The 20,213-nt window shown below is 72.6% G+C and carries 17 protein-coding genes; 10 read left to right on the top strand and 7 right to left on the bottom strand.

Annotated features, from left to right (window positions below):
- Positions 1-96 precede the first annotated feature (96 nt).
- Together CEP50_RS12470 and CEP50_RS12465 are read left to right on the top strand one after the other, a co-directional pair.
- A complete protein-coding gene (locus CEP50_RS12470; RefSeq protein WP_106114125.1) occupies positions 97-990 on the top strand; it encodes an LLM class flavin-dependent oxidoreductase in 894 nt (297 codons plus the stop codon).
- Between the two features lie 95 nt (positions 991-1,085).
- A complete protein-coding gene (locus CEP50_RS12465) occupies positions 1,086-1,730 on the top strand; it encodes an endonuclease (RefSeq protein WP_106114124.1) in 645 nt (214 codons plus the stop codon).
- A gap of 64 nt (positions 1,731-1,794) precedes the next feature.
- Here CEP50_RS12465 and serS read toward each other — a convergent pair whose 3' ends face one another.
- On the bottom strand, positions 1,795-3,057 hold the full coding sequence (gene serS, locus CEP50_RS12460) for a serine--tRNA ligase (RefSeq protein ID WP_106114123.1): 1,263 nt from the start codon (positions 3,055-3,057) through the stop codon (positions 1,795-1,797).
- A 129-nt stretch (positions 3,058-3,186) separates the two neighbouring features.
- On the opposite strand from serS, the gene CEP50_RS12455 reads away from it, so the two are divergent.
- Both CEP50_RS12455 and CEP50_RS12450 read left to right on the top strand, forming a co-directional pair.
- On the top strand, positions 3,187-4,209 hold the full coding sequence (locus CEP50_RS12455; protein ID WP_106114122.1) for a septum formation family protein: 1,023 nt from the start codon (positions 3,187-3,189) through the stop codon (positions 4,207-4,209).
- 7 nt (positions 4,210-4,216) lie between these two features.
- The gene (locus tag CEP50_RS12450) at positions 4,217-4,567 is read left to right on the top strand and encodes a metallopeptidase family protein (RefSeq protein ID WP_106114121.1); all 351 of its coding nucleotides are present in this window, start codon (positions 4,217-4,219) and stop codon (positions 4,565-4,567) included.
- A 9-nt stretch (positions 4,568-4,576) separates the two neighbouring features.
- On the opposite strand, the gene pheA is transcribed toward CEP50_RS12450, so the two are convergent.
- Positions 4,577-5,500 carry a prephenate dehydratase gene (gene pheA, locus CEP50_RS12445; RefSeq protein ID WP_106114120.1) on the bottom strand — a complete coding sequence of 308 codons (924 nt, stop codon included), beginning with the start codon at positions 5,498-5,500 and terminating at the stop codon, positions 4,577-4,579.
- Between the two features lie 142 nt (positions 5,501-5,642).
- Between pheA and CEP50_RS12440 the strand changes: the two genes are divergently transcribed.
- The 3 genes from CEP50_RS12440 to CEP50_RS12430 all read left to right on the top strand — a co-directional run bounded on the left by CEP50_RS12440 (position 5,643) and on the right by CEP50_RS12430 (position 7,719).
- A complete protein-coding gene (locus tag CEP50_RS12440; protein WP_106114119.1) occupies positions 5,643-6,248 on the top strand; it encodes a macro domain-containing protein in 606 nt (201 codons plus the stop codon).
- A 269-nt stretch (positions 6,249-6,517) separates the two neighbouring features.
- The gene (locus CEP50_RS12435) at positions 6,518-7,036 is read left to right on the top strand and encodes a DoxX family protein (protein ID WP_106114118.1); all 519 of its coding nucleotides are present in this window, start codon (positions 6,518-6,520) and stop codon (positions 7,034-7,036) included.
- Between the two features lie 50 nt (positions 7,037-7,086).
- The gene (locus CEP50_RS12430; RefSeq protein WP_106114117.1) at positions 7,087-7,719 is read left to right on the top strand and encodes a response regulator; all 633 of its coding nucleotides are present in this window, start codon (positions 7,087-7,089) and stop codon (positions 7,717-7,719) included.
- Positions 7,720-7,732: 13 nt separating this feature from the next.
- Here CEP50_RS12430 and CEP50_RS12425 read toward each other — a convergent pair whose 3' ends face one another.
- The 5 genes from CEP50_RS12425 to CEP50_RS12405 form a co-directional block, all read right to left on the bottom strand.
- Positions 7,733-8,887 (bottom strand): GAF domain-containing sensor histidine kinase, encoded by a 1,155-nt coding sequence (locus CEP50_RS12425; RefSeq protein WP_106114116.1) that lies wholly within the window; start codon positions 8,885-8,887, stop codon positions 7,733-7,735.
- Positions 8,888-8,953: 66 nt separating this feature from the next.
- A complete protein-coding gene (cydD, locus tag CEP50_RS12420; RefSeq protein ID WP_258175187.1) occupies positions 8,954-12,364 on the bottom strand; it encodes a thiol reductant ABC exporter subunit CydD in 3,411 nt (1,136 codons plus the stop codon).
- Between the two features lie 75 nt (positions 12,365-12,439).
- Positions 12,440-13,447, bottom strand: coding sequence for a cytochrome d ubiquinol oxidase subunit II (gene cydB, locus CEP50_RS12415; RefSeq protein ID WP_106114115.1), 1,008 nt, complete (start codon positions 13,445-13,447; stop codon positions 12,440-12,442).
- Between the two features lie 87 nt (positions 13,448-13,534).
- Positions 13,535-15,037: a cytochrome ubiquinol oxidase subunit I gene (locus tag CEP50_RS12410; protein ID WP_106114114.1), complete on the bottom strand. Its 1,503-nt coding sequence runs from the start codon at positions 15,035-15,037 to the stop codon at positions 13,535-13,537.
- A 222-nt stretch (positions 15,038-15,259) separates the two neighbouring features.
- Complete coding sequence (locus tag CEP50_RS12405) at positions 15,260-17,956, bottom strand: glycosyl hydrolase family 65 protein (protein ID WP_106114113.1); 2,697 nt, start codon at positions 17,954-17,956, stop codon at positions 15,260-15,262.
- A 214-nt stretch (positions 17,957-18,170) separates the two neighbouring features.
- Here CEP50_RS12405 and CEP50_RS12400 point away from each other — a divergent pair, with 214 nt between their 5' ends.
- The 3 genes from CEP50_RS12400 to CEP50_RS12390 form a co-directional block, all read left to right on the top strand.
- Complete coding sequence (locus CEP50_RS12400; RefSeq protein ID WP_181188357.1) at positions 18,171-18,650, top strand: SseB family protein; 480 nt, start codon at positions 18,171-18,173, stop codon at positions 18,648-18,650.
- Entirely contained in the window at positions 18,643-19,113 is a 471-nt protein-coding gene (locus CEP50_RS12395; protein WP_258175185.1) for a hypothetical protein, read from the top strand. The genes CEP50_RS12400 and CEP50_RS12395 overlap by 8 nt, the downstream gene beginning before the upstream one ends.
- On the top strand, positions 19,103-20,213 hold a 1,111-nt coding region (locus tag CEP50_RS12390), incomplete at its 3' end, for a putative T7SS-secreted protein (RefSeq protein ID WP_219905453.1). The genes CEP50_RS12395 and CEP50_RS12390, both read left to right, overlap by 11 nt.

Below are 20,213 nucleotides of genomic sequence, written 5' to 3'. Positions count from 1 at the left end.
GCGTGGAACGCGATCCGTAACACTGTCGCCGCACGTTGCGTCGACGCGGCGCCTACCTCTCGTAGCCGAGGCGGGTGAGCGTATACGGTCACGTGTGTGCGCGTTGGGATAGTGATTCTGCCCGAACATCGTTGGTGGGCCGCCGAACCCCTGTGGCGGATGGCCGAGGAGTACGGCTTCGACCACGCCTGGACCTACGACCACGTGGGCTGGCGGGAGCTGGTGGACAAACCCTGGTTCGACGCGGTTCCCACCCTCACCGCCGCCGCGACCGTGACCTCCCGGATCAAGCTGGGCACGCTGGTGAGCTCCCCCAACTTCCGGCATCCGGTGCACTTCACCAGGGAGGTGACGGCGCTGGACGACGTCAGCGACGGACGGTTCCTGCTCGGCCTCGGGGCCGGAAGCCCGGGCTTCGACGCGCGGGTCTTCGGTGCGCGACCACTGTCCGCCGGGCGGCGGTCCGCTCGTTTCGCGGAGTTCGTGGAACTGCTGGACGGCATCCTGACCTCGGACAGCACCGACTTCCACGGGACGTACTACACGGCGGTCGAGGCACGCCGCGCCCCGGGATGCGTGCAGACCCCCCGGGTTCCCTTCGTGGTGGCCGCGGAGGGAAGCAACTCCATGCGGGTGGCCGCGCGCTTCGGCAACGGGTGGCTCACCACGGGACGGCCGCCGGGAACCGAGGTCACCGAGAGCGCCGCCTGGTGGCGTGGTCTGCGGGACAACACCGAACGCTTCGACGAGGCCCTGCACGAGCAGGGCAGGGTGCCGGGCCGGGTGCCGCGCTACCTCAACGCCGACGCGGGGCCGTCCTACGCGCTGTCCAGCGTCGAACACTTCCGGGACGTGCTGGGTCGGGCCTCCGAGCTGGGCTTCACCGACGTGCTGGTGCACTGGCCCCGCACCGAGGCGCCGTTCGAGGGCAGGGAGTCGATCCTGGAGGAGGTCGCCAACGAGGTGCTGCCCGGGCTCAAGGAGCGGTAGCCCCCGCGGTGCCGCCCCGACCGTGTTCCCGCCACGCGGAGCGGGTACCGCTGTGGGCGTCGACGATTCCGGAGAACGCGTGAACGGGAGGTGCGATGTCCGAACGGGAGACCGCCGCCCGGCTGCTGGAGGTCGCCGGCACCACCTACGCCGCCCAGGCGGGCATCGTGCTGCGCGACCAGCCCGCGCCGCTGTACCGGCTGCTGGTGCTCTCGGTGCTGCTCTCCACCAGGATCAAGGCCGACATCGCGGTGGCCGCCTGCAAGGAGCTGGCCGAGTTCGGCACCCCGGACCGGATGCTGGCCGCCGAGTGGCAACAGCGGGTGGACGCCCTGGGACGGGGGCACTACGTGCGCTACGACGAGAGCACCGCCACCGCCCTGGGAGAAGGGGCCGAGCTGTTGCGCACGAAGTACGGGGGCGACCTGCGGCGGCTGCGCCACCGCGCCGAGGGTGACCTCCGCGCGCTGCGCGCCGGACTGCGGGAGTTCCCCCGCCTGGGGCCGGTGGGGGCCGAGATCTTCTGCCGCGAGGCGCAGCAGGTCTGGCCGGAGTTGCGTCCCTACTTCGACAGGAAGGCGCTGACCGGCGCCGGACGGGTGGGGCTGCCCACCGACGCGGCCCGGCTGGCCGAGCTCGTGGACGGGTCCGACCTGGCCCGGCTCGCCGCGGCCTGCGTACGGGTCACGCTGGAGAAAGGGGTGGTGGAGCGGGTCACCGAACCCAGCCCCACCGGGTGATCCCGGCCCGGGGTGTGGCCCGGTTCGCGACGGAACCGGCCACACCCGGCGGTGGCGGTGCGCGTCACCGGGGGGTGAGGAGTTCGCGTCCTCCCATGTAGGGCCGCAGCCCTTCCGGAACCCGCACCGACCCGTCGGGGCGCTGGTGGTTCTCCAGCAGGGCGACGATCCACCGGGTCGTGGCCAGCGTCCCGTTGAGGGTGGCCGCGACGCGGTTGGTGCCCTCCTCGTCCCGGTGGCGGATGTTGAGCCGCCGCGCCTGGAAGGTGGTGCAGTTCGAGGTGGAGGTGAGCTCGCGGTAGTCCCCCTGGCTCGGGATCCACGCCTCGCAGTCGAACTTGCGGGCGGCGCTGTCCCCCAGGTCCCCGGCGGCGGTGTCGATCACCCGGTAGGGCAGCTCCAGCCTGCCCAACATCTCCTCCTCGGCAGCGAGCAGCCGCTCGTGCTCGCGCCGGGCGTCCTCGGGGGCGCAGTAGACGAACATCTCCAGCTTGTTGAACTGGTGCACCCGGATGATCCCCCGGGTGTCCTTGCCGTAGGAGCCCGCCTCCCGCCGGAAGCATGTGGACCAGCCCGCGTAGCGCAGCGGCCCCTCGGCGAGGTCGAGGATCTCGCCCTGGTGGTAGCCGGCCAACGGCACCTCGGAGGTGCCGACCAGGTACAGGTCGTCCTCCTCCAGGTGGTAGACCTCGGAGGAGTGCGCACCGAGGAAACCGGTGCCGTCCATGACCTCGGGGCGGACGAGCACCGGCGGCACCGTCAGGGTGAACCCGGAGGAGACGGCGCTGTCGGCGGCCATGTTCAGCAGGGCCAGCTCCAGTTGCGCCCCCACCCCGGTGAGGAAGTAGAACCGCGCGCCGGAGACCTTGGCCCCGCGCTCCATGTCCAGCGCCCCCAGCGAGGTCCCCAGGTCGAGGTGGTCGGCCACCTCGAAGTCGAACTCCGGCGGGGTTCCCACGTGTTTGAGCACCACGTAGTCCTGCTCGCCGCCCGGCGGGGTCTCGGGCTCGACGATGTTGGACACGGCGCGCTGGGCGCGTTCCAGCTCCTGTTCGGCCGCGCTCTGCTCCGCCTCGGCCTCCTTGACCCGCGTCGCGAGCTCCTTGGCCCGGGACAGCAGCTGCTGGCGCTCCTCCCCCGAGGCCCTGCCGACTTCCTTGCCCATCCGCTTCTGCTCGGCACGCAGATCGTCGGCGTTGGCGACCGCCGACCTGCGCCGCTCGTCGGCGGCGAGCAGTGCGTCCACCAGAGCGGGGTCCTCTCCGCGGGCGCGCTGCGAGGCGCGCACGGCCTCCGGATCCTCGCGCAGCGTCTTCAGGTCGATCACGGCAGGTCAGCCTAGCTTGTGCGCCCACGGCCCGCCGAGCCTGGGTACTACCGACGGGGCACGCGCGCGGCGGCGCGGGGCACCGCGCCTCGGCAGTGCCCGGGGACTCCAGGCAGTATGGAAGGCGTGATGGCCGAGCCCCCCGAACCGGACCAGCGGTCCGAGCCGACTCGTTCCCCGAAACGCTCCCGGAACGACACCACGAGCACCCGGCTGGTGATGATCTCGGCCGTTCTCGGTGCGCTGCTGGTCTTCACCGTCGCCGCCGCCCTGAACTGGCCCTCCGAGGAGTCGGCCCAGCCCGGCCTGGGCGAGCGGCCGACCACCACGAGCCCCCCGCCGGAGTTCGAGGCTCCCCCCGGGACCTGCCTGAACTGGACCGAGCCGGACGCCACCGACATCCGCGAGGTGAACTGCTCCGAGCCGCACCTGTTCGAGATGACCGGCAAGAGCGAGGTCTGGGCGCGGTTCGGCCCGGACGCGCCCTTCCCCGACACCGAGGTCTTCAACGAACTCAAGACGCGACGGTGCACCGACGTCGCCCGGGAGTACCTCGACGGCCGCCTCGACCCGGAGGGGCGGTTCGAGGCCAGCGCCTTCCTGCCGAGCGAGGAGAGCTGGGAACGCGGGGACCGCACCCTGCACTGCGCGTTGCAGCAGCCCGGCCCGGCGGGCAAGCTGTACCGGTTCACCGGCAAGGTGGCCGAGCTCGACCAGTCGGACGTCTACGAGGTGGGCACCTGCCTCGGCATCAGCGGCTCGGCGGTGTCCTCGCTGGTGGACTGCTCCCGCCCGCACTCGGTGGAGATCACCGGGGTCGTCGACCTGGGTGAGGAGTTCTCCGGGCAGCACCCCGGCACCGAGCAGCAGGACGAGTACCTGATCGACGCCTGCCGACAGCGGCTGGAGGACTTCGCGGGCAGCGCGGACGCCGCCGAGAACAAGGACCTGACGCTGTACTGGGACAACATCGGCCAGCCGAGCTGGCAGGCCGGTTCCCGCCGGGTCAACTGCAAGGTCGCGGCCACGCTCGGCGAGGACGAGGGCTTCGCCCCGGTGACCGGTAGTGTCCGGGGCGAGGTGTCGATCTCCGAGGAGCCCGCGCCCACCACCCCGCCGAGCCCCGGGGTTCCGGCCACACGAACGAGGTGATGTCGCCGTGCCGGTCGAGATGACCCGCCAACGCTTCGAGGAACTCGTCTCCGACGCCCTGGACCTGGTTCCCCACGAGCTGATGGCCGAGCTGGACAACGTCGTGGTGCTGGTGCAGGACCGCCATCCCGAGGACGAGACACTGCTCGGGCTGTACGAGGGGGTGGCGCTGACCGAGCGGGACAGCACCTACGGCGGGGTGCTGCCCGACCGGATCACCATCTACCGCGAACCGCTGTTGGAGAGCTGCGCCGACGAGCGGGAGGTGGTCGACGAGGTCGCGGTGACCGTGGTGCACGAACTCGCCCACCACTTCGGCATCGAGGAGGCCCGGCTGCACGAACTCGGCTGGGGCTGAGACGCGGGGCTAGCCCAGCCTTCCGGCGCGCACCCGGGCCAGCCAGGAGGCCGACTCCTGGAAGGCCTGCTCCGAGGCGGAGGGGCGCACGTTGACCGGTGCCCGCTCGGCCTTCGGGAAGGAGCCCAGGAAGCGAACCTCGGAGCAGCGCCGGTGCAACCCGGCCAGCGCGTCCCCCACCCGGGCGTCGGCCACGTGGCCCTCCAGGTCGAGGAAGAAGCGGTAGGCCCCCAGCCGGTCGGCCGTGGGGCGGGACTCGATGCGACTCAGGTTGATCCCGCGCAGGGACAGCTCGGTCAGCATCTCGGCCAGCGTGCCCACCTCGTCGTGGGCCACCACGGCGATCGAGGTCCGGTCGGAGCCGGTCGGCTGGGGCAGCGGCCCGGGCGGGCGGATCAGCAGGAAACGGGTCATCGCCTCGTCCACATCGGCGATCCCGTGGGCCAGGTGGGCCAGCTCGGGATGGTGCTGGCCCGCCACGGGGGCCACCACAGCCGCGTCGGCACGACCCGCCGCCACCTCCTCGGCTGCCGCGGCGGTGGAGGAGGTGGGCACGCTGTCCGCCCCGGGCAGGTGCTCGGCCCTCCACCGCCGCACCTGGGCCAGGGCGTGCGGGTGGCTGGCCACCGAGGTGACCTCCCGCTCGGTGGTGCCCGGTCTGGTCAGCACGTCGAACCGGATCGGCAGCACGGTCTCGGCCACGGCGACCAACGGGTCTCCGGAGGTGAGCCCGTCCAGGGTCGCCGAGACCGAGCCCTCCACCGAGTTCTCCACCGGGACCCCGGCGGCGAAGACCTCCTCGGCGCGCACCGCGTCCAGGGAGGCGCGGATGGACTCGTAGGGGACCAGCTCGGGGGTGATGTCGGAGGTCAACGCGCGGGTCGCCTGTTCGGCGAACGTTCCCTGCGGACCGAGATAGGCGATTCGGGGCACGTGTTCAGGCTACGAGCGGATCGGCGTCTCCTCGTCGCCCGGCCCGGCGGCCGGTGCGGGGTGTTCACCCGGACGGACTTGAAGATCTTCCCCCGAAGTGTGATCTACCCGATTACGCGCGGCGGGTGTTTCCTGCGATGCTGTGCACGTGACCGCGGATTCGGAGCGCTCGAGGAACGGGGCGGCGCCGGAGCTGAGGCTGGTCCTGTGTGCACTGGACGAGTCGCTGGCCGCAGCGTGGAGGGACATCGCCGACGGTCGTGCGGGCGTCAGCGTCTACCACGGTTCGGTGCTCGACAACCGGGTGGACGCCGTGGTGAGCCCGGCGAACTCCTACGGGTGGATGCGGGGCGGTGTGGACGCCGTCTACGCGACCGCCTTCCCCGAGGTGGAACAGCAGGTGCGCAGCGCCGTGCTCGCCTACCACGGCGGGGAGCTGCCCGTGGGCGAGGCGCTGCTGGTGCCCACCGGCTCGCGGGTACCGGCCTGGCTGATCAGCGCACCGACCGTCCGCGAGCCGGGCGAGCGGCTGCCCGCGGACACGGTGAGCCCCTACCTGGCGGCACGGGCGGTGCTGCGGCTGTGGTCCGGGGCGGTGCTCGACAACGGCATCCCGGTTCGGCGGGTCGTCCGTTCCATCGCGCTGCCCGGGCTCGGGACCGGGGTGGGTGGGGCCACCCCGGAGCTGTGCGCGAAACAGGTCGCCGCCGCCTGGGACGAGGTGTTCACCCGGGTGCACAGCCGCTGACATCTCACCCGGCCGGGTGAGTGCCGGGGTGACGGCCCCACAGCGGGTTTCGCTCCCGCGCGCACCGCGCCCCGAGGGCGTAGCCTCGGTTCGTCGTCCGTTGTCGGGCAGCGTCCCGGCGGGCCGAGCGGCGGGAACGGCCTCGTCCCGTCCGGCCCCCGGAGCGACCGCAGCCCGGGAGTGTCCACGGTCGACACCGGCGGGAGGTGCCGCCCCAGCGACCTCGCCGCGCCCAACCGTTTCGTGAACAGTTCCCGGGAGGTTCGCCGATGCTGGTTCGCAGGCTCGCGCGTCCGTTGTTGGCCTCGATCTTCGTCTACGGGGGGATCGGGGTGTTCCGGGACCCCCAGGGTCACGCCCAGGCCGCGGCCCCCCTGGTGGAGCGCGCCACCGAGCCCGTCCGGGACACCCTCCCCCAGCGGATGCCCACCGACGCCGAGACCCTGGTCAAGATCGACGGGGGCGTCAAGATCGGTGCCGGACTGCTGCTGGCCCTGGGCAGGTTCCCCAGGTTCTCCGCACTGCTGCTCAGCGCGAGCCTGGTACCGACCACCCTGGTCGGACACGCGTTCTGGGAACACTCCGACCCGGAACAGCGGGCGGCCCAACAGACCCACTTCATCAAGAACCTGGGAATCCTGGGAGGTCTGCTCACCACCGTTGTGGACACCAAGGGCAAACCCTCGGTGGGCTACCGGGCGCGCCACGGCGCCCACCGCGTGGCCGAGCAGACCCAGCACGCCGTCGGACGCCGGAACAGGTGCGGGTTCCGCGCTTCCGGCAGGTGAGCGCCCCCTGGCCGGACAGCGGTGGTCTCCCTGCCAGTAGCGTTGGGGGCGTGCCGGTACGTGTGCTGCTCGTCGACGACCACGAGGTGGTCCGCAGGGGTCTGCGCGACCTGCTGGACACCGAGGAGGACGTCCGGGTCGTCGGGGAGGCCGGCGGGGTGGACGAGGCGCTCGTCCGCGCCGGTGCCGAACGTCCCGACGTGGCCGTGGTGGACATGCGGCTGCCGGACGGCGACGGGCTCGACCTGTGCCGCAGACTCAGGGAGTCCGAGCACCCCCCGCACTGCCTGGTGCTGACCGCCTTCGACGACGAACAGGCGCTGGTGGGGGCCATCAACGCGGGAGCCTCCGGATACCTGCTCAAACAGGTGCGCGGCCAGGACCTGGTCAACGCGGTGCGGGAGGTCGCGGCGGGACGTTCCCTACTCGACCCGGTCACCACCAGGAGGGTGCTGGACCGGCTGCGGGAGGGTTCCGCGCGGGAACGGGACGAGCTGTCCGAGCTCACCGAGCAGGAACACCGGGTGCTGGAACTGATCGGTGAGGGCCTGAGCAACCGGGAGATCGCCGAACGGCTGTTCCTCGCGGAGAAAACCGTCAAGAACTACGTGACCTCGGTGCTGGCCAAACTCGGCATGGAACGCCGCACCCAGGCGGCCGCCTGGTACGCGCGGCGGCGCTGAGCCCCTGCCGGGCTCACCCGGCAGAGAGCGGGACCTCCCAGGTGACCGTGCTGCCGCTGTCCGGGGAGGAGCTGATCTCGCAGTGCCCCCCGGCGGCCACCGCGCGTTCCTCCATGTTGCGCAGTCCGCGTTTGCTCACGTCGTGCGGGATCCCGCAGCCGTCGTCGGTGACCTGCAACAGCAGCCCGGTGTCGGTGCGCCGCACCCGCACCAGCACCGTCCGCGCCCCGGAGTGGCGCACCACGTTGGACAGCGCCTCGCGCAGCGCGGCCCGCGCGTGGTCGGCCACGGCCACGGGCACGCTCCCGAGGTCACCGTCGATCTCCAGCTCGGGCGACCAGCCGAGCAGCTCCCCGGCGATGCGCACCTCCGAACGCAGCGAGTCCGTCAGGTCCGGGGCCTGCTCGGAGCACTGCGGGTCGGTCGAGGTGAGGGTGCGCACCGTGGCCCGCACCTCCGCGATCGTCTGGTCGATCTGGTCGGTCACCTCGGTGAGCCGTTCGGCGTCGTCGGCGTCGAGCCGGTCGGACAGCCTGCGTCCCAGCACGTTCAGCTGGACCCCGGCCCCGTAGAGCCGCTGCACGATCACGTCGTGCAGGTCGCGGGCTATCCGCTCCCGCTCCTGGTAGACCGCGATGCGCTGACGCGCGGTGGAGCCCTCGGCCAGCACCAGTGCCAGCCCGGCCTGCGCGGCGAAGGAGGTGAGCACGTCGACCGTCACCCTGGTGAAGGGCTCGGCGTTCCTCCTGCGGTAGACGGCCAGCGCCCCCAGTCTCCGCTCGCGGGTGCCGAAGGGCGCCACGGCGAAGGGACCGTACACCCGCAGCGCGCGGGGAACATAGGGCGCTGTCAGCGGGTCGTCGATGAGGTCGTCCACCACCACGGGAACCCCGTCCCGGGCGACCTGGGCGGCCGCCGAACGCGGGGAGAGCACCGAGCCGACCGGGTCGCTGGGGGGATCGGAGGCGTGCGGGCCCGTGTGCGCGGCCTCGACGGTGAGGGTGTCCTGCCCGTCCCGGACCATGACCAGCCCCAGGTCCGCCTCGGTGAGGGTGGCGGCGCGCCGCACGACGAGCGGCAGCACCGAGTCCGGGTCCTCCGAGGCCAAGGCCGCCTTGGTGATCTCGGTGGACGCGGCGAGCATCCGCCTGGCCAGCATCGAGTCCATGACAACCACGAGACTAGGCCCCACGTGCTCCGGTGTCCGGGTCACCAGCACTGATGGCGAGCACAATCACAGCCGGTCCCCCTCCCGCACCGGCGGTGGGTTCCCGTCCCGCGCCGCGTGCCCGGGCGGGCCGCCACCCGGCTCGGCCACGATCCGGCCGTCGGCCACCCGCCACACCACGTCGGCGTCGGCGGTCTCGGACTCCCGGTGGGTGACCCGCACGACCGTGCGCCCGCGCAACCGGTCGCGCAGCCGCGCCGACAGCTCCTCGGCCGTGGGCGGATCCAGGTGGGCGGTGGGTTCGTCCAGCAGCACCAGTCCCGGTTCGTCGGGCACCAGCGCGCGGGCCAGGGCGAGCCGCCGCGCCTCCCCTCCGGAGGCCGCCGTGCCCCCGGCACCGAGCAGTTCGTCCAGCCGCCCGGTCCAGTGAGCCAGTCCCGCGCAGCGCAGCGCCTCGGCCAAGCGGGTGTCGTCGGCCCGCGGGTCGGCCATGCGCAGGTTCTCCCGCACCGTGGTCGACACCAGCTGCGGATCCTGCGGGCACCAGGTGACCCGCCCCGGCGCGGTGACCTCCCCCCGTTCGGGGGGCAACAGCCCGGCCAGCAGGGCGAGCAGGGTGGACTTCCCCTGGCCGGACTCGCCGACCACGGCGACGTGGGTGCCCGCCGGGACCCGCAGCGAGACCTCCCGCAGCGCGGGTTCGGCGGCCCCCGGCCAGCGCACGTCCACCCCGTCGAGCACCACCTCCGGCCCGTCCGAGGCCGGTGGGTCGGCCGGAGCGGGCCGCGCGTCCTCCCCGGACGCCGACTCGGGCGGTCCGGTGTGCAGCAGCGGGGACAACCGCCGGTGGGCCCGCCGCAGCGGTCGCCAGTACTGGGCCGCCGCGGGCAGTCCCGCCACGGTCTCGGTCACCGCCAGGGGGACCAGCGCCAGCACGGCGGCGAGTTCGGCCGCCAGCTCCCCCCGGGCCACGGCCCGCGCCGCCAGGGCGGCACATCCGACCACGGCCCCTCCCATGAGCAGGGTGACTACCGCGCCGGCCGCGCCCTGCCCGTAGGCCACTCTCCGGCAGCGGGCGGCCAGCTCCGCGTCCCGCTCGGCGAGTTCGGCGCGCAGCCCGTCGGCGGCTCCGCAGGCCAGCAGCTCGGCGGCGGCCTCGAACAGCCCCCGCGTCCGGGTGGCCACCTCCCGTCTGCCCTCGGTGAGCGCGGCGGCGGCACGCCGCTGCACGGCCAGCGCCGCGGCCGGCCCGAGGATTCCGGCGAGCAGCAACGCCACCGCCAGCAGCAGACCGGCCGGAGGAAGCAGGGCGGTCTGCAACGCCACGGCGGCCCCGCCGACCCCCATGGCCGTCACCGGGGGGACGAACACGCGCGGGGCCAGGTCGCGCACCGTGTCGGTGTCCTCCACCAGCCGGGTCGCCCCCTCTCCCCGGGACAGCCCGGCCGCCCGGGCCGGGCCCAGCCGCACCAGCCCGGCCCAGAGGCCCCGACGCAGCCGCCCGGCCAGCCGGAAGGCCGCGTCGTGGGTGATCAGCCGTTCCAGATAGCGCAGCACGGACCGGGACAGCGCGAAGGTGCGCACCCCCACGGCGGCGACGCTCAGCGTCAGCACCGGGGGCTGCTGGGCGGCGCGGGCTATCAGCCACGCGGAGGTGGCGGTCAACGCCACCCCGGAGGCCAGGGAGAGCACCGCCAGCCCACCACCGGCCAGCCCCCGCGCGGTGACCAGCTCGCCCAGGCGGGCACGGCCGGTCCGCTCCCGCAGGCGGGGGGCGGTGCTCGCGGTGGCCCGCGTCCCCTCGTCCTCCTGCGGGGAGCTCCCCGGTCGGTGGCTGGCCATCACCACGACCGCCCCGGCTTCGGCGGCCCGCCGGAGGGCGCGTTCGACCCGGGAGGCCGTGGTGGTGTCCAGATGCGCCGTGGGTTCGTCCGCCAGCAGGACACGGGCCCGGCCGTGCAGGCGCAGCAGCCCCCGGGCCACCGCCACCCGCTGGCGCTCCCCCGCCGACAGCGTGTCGACGGGACGGCCGCGCAGGTGCTCCGCGTCGGCCTCGGTCAGCGCCCGGTGCAGCCGCTCGGCGGTTCCCTCGGGCTGGTCGGACACCGCCAGCCGCAGCTCCTGCTCGACGGTTCCTCCGGAGAACACCGGGTGCTGCGGTATCCAGGAGAGCAGGGAACGCCACCGGGGCGAGCTCAGCTCGGTGATCTCGGTGCCGCCGTAGCGCACCGTACCGGCCTCCGGGGTGACGAACCCGAGCAGCACGGCGAAGGTGGTGGACTTGCCGCTGCCGCTGGGTCCGATCCCGGCGAAGCCGTCCAACCGCAGCATCTCGCCGGGCCTGGCGGTGAAACTCAGCCCGTCGGGAACGCGTCGTCCGCGCCGGGCCACGCCGAGCCCGGTCACGCTCAGCTCCGCGCCCTCCGGTGGCGTCTCGGCCGACTGTTCCCCGTCGACTGTCGTGTCCGGCGGGTCGAGGTGGACCCGTTCGACACGGCGCACCGCCTCCACCCCGTCCTCACTGGCGTGGTGGGCCGCCCCGGCCGCCCGCAGCGGCAGATAGCACTCGGGAGCCAGCACCAGCACCAACAGACCGGTCTCCAGGGCCATGTCCCCGGAGACCAGGCGCATCCCGATACCGACGGCGACCAGCGCCACCGACAGCGAGGAGCACAGTTCCAGCACCAGCGCGGACAGGAAGGCGATCCGCAGGGTGGCCACGCTGCTGCGGCGGTGGCGCTCGCTGACGCGGCGCACCGCCTCCCCCTGGGTGCGGGCCCGGCCGAACGCGGTGAGCACCGGCAGCGCCCGCACCAGCTCGGCCAGGTGCCCGGACATGCGTTGCAGCGCCTCGGCGGCACGTTCGGTCCGTCCCTGCGTGTAGCGCCCCACCAGCCAGGCGAACAGCGGGATCAGCGGCACCGTCAGCAGCACGAGCACCGCCGAGGTCGGATCGGCGAGCAGGATGCCCGCCCCCACCAGGGGTGGGACGACGGCGGCGGTGACCAGGGCGGGCAGGTAGACGGTGAAGTAGGCGTCGAGGGCGTCCAGCTCCTTGGTGGCCAGTGTGGTCAGTTCGGACGGCCCGTGGCGGTCGATCCACTCCGGCCCGCGCCGCAGCGCCGAGTCCAGCAGCAGGGCCCGCAGTTCCTCCTTGGCCCCGGCCGCCGCCCGCGCCGAGACGCTCTCGGTGGCCCAGTGCAGCACCGCCCGCGCCGCCACGGCCCCGCAGAGCACCGCGAGCCTGCCGGAGACCTGCGGGAGGTCGAGGCCACGCAGCACGACGTCGGCCAGCACCGAGGCCAGCGCCCAGGCCTGGGCCACCAGAGCCAGGGCGTTGGCGACGGCCAGCACGGCCGCCAGCAGCAGGGCCCTCCGGGTGGACGGCGACAGACGCGGCAGCCCCCCGAGCGGACCGTTGCCGGAGAGCACGGTGTCCACGGCGCGGCGCACACGCGCCGGTGCGGAAGCTGGCAACCACCGCTCCTTTCCGTCCGAGCAGGACCGGTCCTTACCCGGTCCCGGGTGTCGCCGACACCGCGCGGCGCCGCGCTAGGGCGCGTGCACCGGGGGGATGTGCCGGGTGCCGATCCTTCGGCGGAACACCCAGTAGGTCCAGCCCTGGTAGACCAGCACGGCGGGGGTGCCGAAGGCGGCCACCCAGGTCACCACGGTCAGGGTGTAGGGGCTCGCCGCGGTCCCGGCCACGGACAACGACCACGCCGGATCCACGGTGGACGGAAGCACGTTCGGCCACAGCGCCCCGAACAGGGTGAGCACCGCGGCGGCCAGCGCCACCCCCTGCAGGGCGAAGGCCTGCCCGTCGGCGGAGGCCGTGTGGCGCAGCAGCGCCGCCAGCCCGGCCGCGACGGCGGCGAGCAGCGGGATCCAGGTCCATGCCGCGCCCTCCCGCAGCTGCGCGAGCAGCAACAGCGCCACGAGCGGGACGAGCAGCGGAGCCCCCAGCGTGCGGGCGAAGCGCTGGGCGCGCTGACGCACCACCCCCTCGGTCTTCAGCGCGAGGAAGGCGGCCCCGTGCAGCAGGGAGAAGGCCAGCACCGCGAGGGCCCCGAGGAGGTTGGGCCAGGAGAGCACCACCAGCGGGCTTCCGATCCGGTCGCCGTTGGCGTCCAGCGGCAACCCGAACACGGTGGCCGACAGCATCAGCCCCACCATCAGCGGGGCGGTCCAGGAGGCGAGCACGATGACCACGTCCCAGCAGCGCCGCCAGGTCGGGCTGTCCACCTTGCCGCGGTACTCGAAGGCCACTCCCCGTCCGATGAGCACGATCAGCAGCACCGTGAGCGGCAGGTAGACGGTGCTGAACAGGGAGGCGTACCAGCCGGGGAAGGCGGCGAACATGGAGCCGCCGGCCACGATCAGCCACACCTCGTTGCCGTCCCACACCGGGCCGATGGTGTTGATCAGCACGCGGCGTTCCCGCTCCCCGCGCCCGAGGACCGGCAGCAGCATCCCCACGCCGAAGTCGAAGCCCTCGAGGAACAGGTAGCCCAGCCAGAGCAGGGCGATGACGCAGAACCACAGGGTAGGCAGGTCCATCGGGATCCTCCGGCGTCGGTGGAGCTGAAGGGGCGGTCTCGGGGGGTCCGGCACGGGAAGCGCCTCCGGGAAGAGGCGCGGGAGGGCTCAGTAGGCGAAGGACAGCACCTCCCCGTCCTCGTCCGAGTCGTCGTGGTCCTTCGGCGGCATCACCGCCTCGAACCCGCCGCGCGCGTAGCGCACCATCAGGAAGACCTCGACCACGAGCAGCACCGCGTACACGGAGGTCAGCGCGACCAGCGAGGTGACCATCTCCCCGGGGCGCACCCCGGAGGAAACCGCCTGGGCTGTGTACATCCACACCCCGTCCACTCCGGACGGGTTGGGGTTGGGAACCACCACGAAGGGCTGTCTGCCCATCTCGGTGAACACCCAGCCGAAGACGTTGGCCAGGAAGGGCGCGGAGATCGAGGCCAGCGCCAGCGGCCCCCACCAGCGTCCCGTGGGGAAACGCCCCTTCCGGGTGAACCAGAGCACGGCCACCGCGGCCAGCGCCGAGACGGCGCCGAACCCGATCATGAAGCGGAACCCCCAGTAGGTCACCGGGAGGTTCGGCCGGTAGTCGACCGGCTCCCCTGCCAGCTCACCCAGCCGGGGGTCGTCTGGGTAGTGGGTGCCGTACTGCTGCTCGTACTCCCGTTGCAGCTGCTGAACCCCCTTGACCTCGGTGTCGAAGTCACCGTGGGCCAGGTAGGACAGCAGGTAGGGGACGGTGAGGCTCTTGACGCTCTCGCAGTTGGGGCGGCTGACGTCGCCGTAGGCGAACACCGAGAAACTGGCGGGCTGTTCGGTGTGGCACAGCGCCTCGGCCGAGGCCATCTTCATCGGCTGCTGCGAGAACATCAGCTTGCCCTGGATGTCGCCGGACACGGCCAGCCCGACGAAGGCGACCAGGGCGATCCAGGCCCCGGCCCGCATCGAGGTGTGCCAGACCCGGCGGTCTTCGTCGTGCGGCACACCCGCGCGGTCGCGTTTCCACACCTTCCAGGCCGCGATGCCGAGCACGAACGTTCCGGACACGGCGAAGCAGCCGAAGATCGTGTGCGGGAACGCGGCGAGCAGGGTGCTGTTGGTGAGCACGGCCCAGATGGAGGTCAACCGGGGCCGCCCGTCGACGAGCTCCACCCCCACGGGATGCTGCATCCAGGAGTTGGCGGCCAGGATGAAGAAGGCCGAGGCCACCGTGGCCAGGGAGAACGCCCAGGCGCAGGCCAGGTGCGCCCGCTTGGACAGCCGGTCCCAACCGAAGATCCACAGCCCGAGGAACACGGACTCCACGAAGAAGGCGACGATGCCCTCCATCGCCAGCGGGGCGCCGAAGACGTCCCCCACGAACCGGGAGTACTGGCTCCAGGCCATGCCGAACTGGAACTCCTGCACGATGCCGGTCACCACGCCCATGGCGAAGTTGACCATCATGAGTTTGCCCCAGAACTTGGTCATCTTCAGATACCGCTCGTTGCCCGTGCGGTACCACGCGGTCTGCATCCCCGCGACGGTGATCGCGAGTCCGATCGTCAGCGGGACCATCAGGAAGTGGTAGACCGTCGTGATCCCGAACTGCCACCTGGCGATATCGAGAAGATCCACGCCGTCCAGGTTCCCCGTGGGGAAGGCGGGTTCCCAGGTTCGTTGGTCCTTCGGTGTGAGGAGGAAGGTCCCGAGGTCACCGGGACCTAGGTCCCGGTGTGACCCACGACGCGACCACTCGTTGTATCACGCCTTCGGCCCGCGTGCCAGGCTCCGCCCGGGGTCGGTTCCGCCCGGAACCGACCCCGGGCCGCCGGTTGTCGGCGGGACCGGATCCCGCTTTCAGCGGGCGGTGACCCGCAGCTCCCGGATCCCAGCGTGGGCCTCCGGCGGGCTGGTCACCTCCACCCGCACGTAGCGGGCGAGCCGACCGGGTCCCCCCGGGTGGAACTCGGTGAAGTGCCTGCCGTCCAGCGAGACCAGCACCCGGTGCTCCTTCGGGGCGGTTTCGGTCCACTCGGCGTGCACCCGGCCGACCCAGGAGGGCCGGTCCAGTTCCACGGTGAGCTCGGAGCGACGGCTCGCCGGGGTCCAGGTGGTCGCCGTGCTGCCGTCCACGGCGGCCTCGGCGTACTTGCCGGGTTCGGCGTCGGCGGCGGTGGCCGGTCGGCAGCGGGCGAGGTTGTCGGTGGGGGCCAGGTCGGGACGCCGCGTCTCGACCGTGGCGGGAGCATCCCGCCCGACCGTGTGCTCACCGTCCGGGGTGCGCACGGTGAACGGATCCCCGTGGCGCAACGACACCCGGGTGCGCTCCGGCCCGATCCGCACGTCGAAGGTCCTGCCCTGCCAGTGCAGCCCGGTCAGCTCCACACCGCGCGGGAACTGCGGCGGCAGCGTGGGGTCCATCCGCACCGCGTCGGTCCTCCAGCGCAGACCGGTCAGCCCGTGGGTGAAGGTCTGCAGGAAACCGCCGTTGCCGGTGAGGAAGTTCAGCGCGGGGGAACCCCCGTCGTCACCGGCCCGCTCGCCGCGCGCCTCGGAGAACTGGGCGAAGGGGGCGCGCACGAAGGGGCGGATGGCCCGGTTGATGTAGGTGTTGGTCACGCACCCCGGCTGGCCGTTGGCCGCCGCGTCGACCGCGTGCACCGCGTCGGTCATGGCCGGCCCGTCCGGGTCCGTACGCGGCGCGTAGTACTCCAGGGTGTCGGTGGCGACCTCCTCGGACATCGGCCATTCCAGCGGGTACTGCAACAGCACGGTGTCGGCCTGCTTGATCTCGCCGCCGTCGTAGCCCTCGTACTGCAGGAACACTCCCCGTTCCTCGTCGAAGGGGATCCGCAGCCCGTCGGCGATCTCGGTCCAGCGCGCCGGGGCGGGCTCACCGAGCACCTCGGCGGCCCTGGTGGCGTTGCGCAGCGCGGTCGCCGCCCCCGCGTTGGTGAACACCCCGTCGTCCACCCCGTTGCTGTACTCGTCGGGTCCGGCGACGTTGTGGATGGAGTAGCTGCCGTCGTCGTTGCGGGTGACCCGCCCCTCCCAGTAGCGGGCGAGGGCACGCAGCACCGGCCAGCCGTGCTCGCGCAGCCACCGCTGGTCCCCGCTGGCCTGGTAGTACTGCCAGGTGGCCAGCGCGATGTCGCCCTGCAGGTGGTTCTGGGTGAGACAGTGCGGCGGGTCCCAGCTGTGGCAGTCGTCGTCGAGGTTGCCGCTGTCGGCGCTGGTCCACGGGTAGAACGCGCCCCGCTGGCCGACGGCCTCGGCGTTGGCCCGGGCCTGGTCGAGGGTGCGTTCCCGGTAGGCCACCACCGAACGGGCGATGTCGGGGTGTTGGGCCAGCAGCGCCGGATACATCCACAGCTCGGCGTCCCAGAAGATCAGCCCCGCGTAGTTGTCACTGCTCAGCCCGGCGGGGGCGATGCTGTTGTCCTGGCCGCGCCGGATGCTGGACAGCAGGGCGTACTTGCTGGCCCGCAGCCACCGCTGCATCTCCGGGCGACCCGGGGTGCGGATGTCGCTGCTCCACAGCGAGCGCCACCGCTCGGCGTGTTCGGCGAACAGCCGGTCCCAGCCGCGGGCGGCGGCCCGCCGCGCGGTGTCCACGGCGGAGTCCCGGTGGTTCTCTGCGGTGAGCGCGGTGTCCACACCGACGTACTTGCCGAACTCGTAGGTGTGCCCGGCCCGGGCGGGAAAGCTCAGGCTCTGCTCGGCGTCCAGCCCGGAGATCCTGGTTGAGCGTTCCGGCTCCGCGCGGGCCAGGTCACCACCGGCGCGCAGCGTCGAGGCGACCGTGCCGGTGGTGGCGACCTCGTCGGTGCGGAACCCGACGTGCACGGTCCTGCCGTCGGCGCCCGCTCCGGTGGGTTCCATGCGGCGGGCCCCGTCCCCGTCGATCGCGGCGGTGACGGTGGCCCGGCCGTTCCAGTGCGGGGTCATGCGCAGCCGCACGGCCCCGGCGTGCGGGTGGGCGCGGTCGGCCACCGTCTCGTAGGTCAGCTCGGTCGCCCGCCCGTCGGGCGTGGTCCAGGTCAGGGAGGTGCGCAGTATCCCGCAGCGCACGTTGAGGGTCTGGCGGAAATCGGAGATCCGCTCCTCCGGGGTCTCGGCCCCGTAGCGCGCGGTTCCGTTGTCGACGGTCAGTGTGGACCAGGTGGGGATCGCCGCGATGGCGTGCTTGTCCTCGTCGGTCTGGGCGCTGGGGCCGCTGCCGTAGAGCCCGCTGACGAAGGCCCCGTCGAAACGCGGGGTTTCCAGGGGGAATCCGGTTTCCCCGCCGGTGGCGACGTAGCCGGTTCCGGTGGGCGGCACCCGTTGGGAGAGGTAGCCGTTGCCCACATAGGCGTGTCTGGTGTAGGTGGGGTCGAACTCCTCGGTGGAGAACTCCCACGCCGGATCACCCGCGCGGCAGTCCGCGGTGTGCCCCTCGGACGGAGCGGGTGGGGCGGCCGTGGCCGGGGCGGGGATCACGGCGATGCTGAGCACCAGCAGCGCCCCCAGGAGCGTTCCGCCCGTTCGTCTCGGTGCCAGGTCCATGTCGTCCATCCCGGTCGGACTTCGCTGTCGACGACCAACAGACAACCCACTGAACGTGTTTCAGTCAACACTGTGGGTGCGCGTCCGGTGATTCCCACGCGTCCGAGGGGTGTGCGGAAAGCCGGGAGGAGGACCGAACTCCGCCACGGTGATGAGGCGAATCACAGGGCGAGGAGAAACGTCCGCTCCGTCCGAAAAGGGGAAACACCGTAAAATTCCGATCATGCGCGGAGCGGGCTGGAGCGGCACGCTGCCCCTGCCGGAGCGGACGAGCCCCACCCAGGCCGAGGAGCTGGCCCGAGCGGCACTGCAACTGCGACAGGGGCGGGGAGACCAGCGACTGGTGGAGGTGCTGCGCGGCAGCGAGGTGTTCGTCGAGACCGAGCGCGACGAGCACGGTCGGCCCACGGTGTCCACGATGGCCGACTCGCCGGACGGAGTGCGGTGCCTGCCGGTGTTCTCCAGTCACCAGCAGCTGGCCGAGTACGCGGTGCTGGGACAGCGCGGGGAGGACACGCTGTCCTACGGCGCGCTGTCCGGGGCCGAGCTGCTCGACGAGGTGTTGCCGCAGCTGCCCACGGGCACCTGTGTGCTGCTGGACCCGGCCGCCGAGCACACCGTGGTGCTGCCTCCGCTGCCGGGCGTGGTTCCGGCGGAGATCGCCGTTCGTCTCGAGGACAGCCGGGAAGGAAACGATGGGTGACAACCAGCGTTTCGCCGTGGATCTGGAGGAGCTGAAGCGGGCCGAGACCGGGGTGCGCGACGCGGTGGGGGAACTGCGCGAGATCGTTCCCTGGGACGTCGGCGCCCCGGACGGGAAGGGCGTGCGCGGCTATGTCGACAACAACGCCGCCGCGGCCGGGAACGAGAAGCTCGAAACGGCCCTGCGCACCTTCGGCGAGAAGTGGGAGTGGGGAGTGAAGTACCTGGTCGAGGACGGGTTGGAAACCGCCGACGCGCTGGCCGAGACCAACGAGAACTACCGTGAGGCCGAACGGCAGGCGGGTGGGTTCCTCGAACGGCTGGAGCACTTCGTCACCGGTGATCCCGTCAAGAGCTACGACCAGGCCCGGCAGGACGGACCCACTGCCGTGGCGGCCCCGCGGAACGCGGAAACGCTGGCCCGCGCCGGCGAACGACTCGGGGAGATGACCGGTGGTCAGTAACACCTCCTCGCTGCGTGAGGACTGGAACGAGCTCCTCGAGACCGGCCTCGACTGGGGAGCCAACCTCGGCCTCCCCACCTCCGTAGCCGCGAAGCAGGCCCGCCGGGGGATCATCCCCGGTGATCCCGACACTCTGGCCGAGATGGCCGAGCACTTCCGCGCGCTGGGCAGCGCGTTCGAACGGTCCGGCCGTGGTTTCCGCGCCATCGACACCGGCGGGTGGCAGGGCGAGGCCGCCGAGGCGGCACGCGAGTACCTGGAGCAGTCCCCGAGAAAATGGTTCGACGCCGCCGACGCGTTCACCGAGGCCGGTGACGCTTTGTCGCGGTACGAACAGGTGCTGCGCCAGGCGCAGCAGCGGGCGGAGGCCGCCCAGCGGGATCTGGCCGAGGCCGCACGACGCGCGAAGGACGCCGCCGAGGAGCACAACCGGCGGGTGGAGCAGGCCCGGCAGGAGGGTGCTGAGCCGCCCCCGCCGTTCGAGGACCCCACGGCCGAGCAGCGCGAGGCCGCCCGCAGCACCATCGAGCGGGCCCGCCGCGAGGTGGACGACGCGGCCGCCGACGCCGCCGCCAGGATCAGCAGTGCCTGCCAGACCGCCCCGGACAAGCCCGGTTGGCTCGCCCGCACCCGCCAGACCGTCGTGGACGGCTTCCAGCAGGCCGGGCGGGTGCTCGGCAGCGTCGTCGAGGGCATCGGAAGCGGCCTGTCCGGCATGGCCAAGGGCCTGTGGACGTTCAATCCCACACATCCTTGGAACCAGACCCACCCGGCCGCCTTCGCCGCACGGATGTACGACACGGCCGAGGCGATCACGACGAGCCCGTACCAGACCCTCAAAACCTCGATCGGCATCGACACCTGGAAGAACGATCCGGGCAAAGCCACCGGGGAGATGATTCCGGGGCTGGTCTCCAGCGCGGCCGGCGGCGGAGGTCTTGTCGCGAAGGGCGCCTCGGCGGCGAGCAGGGCCGCCCGAGCGGCACGCGGACTCGACAACGTGCCCACCGGTGGTGCCCGCGTGCCCGACGGAACCCCGCACGGGCCGAACACCCCCGGGCAGAACCCCTCCCGCTCCTCTCAGGGACCGCCCACACCGC

The organism is Actinopolyspora mortivallis, from assembly GCF_003001495.1.
In the GTDB taxonomy this organism is placed as follows: domain Bacteria; phylum Actinomycetota; class Actinomycetes; order Mycobacteriales; family Pseudonocardiaceae; genus Actinopolyspora; species Actinopolyspora mortivallis_A.
The sequence above is the reverse complement of the archived record's forward strand: the minus strand, read 5'-3'. Positions and strand labels throughout refer to the sequence as shown.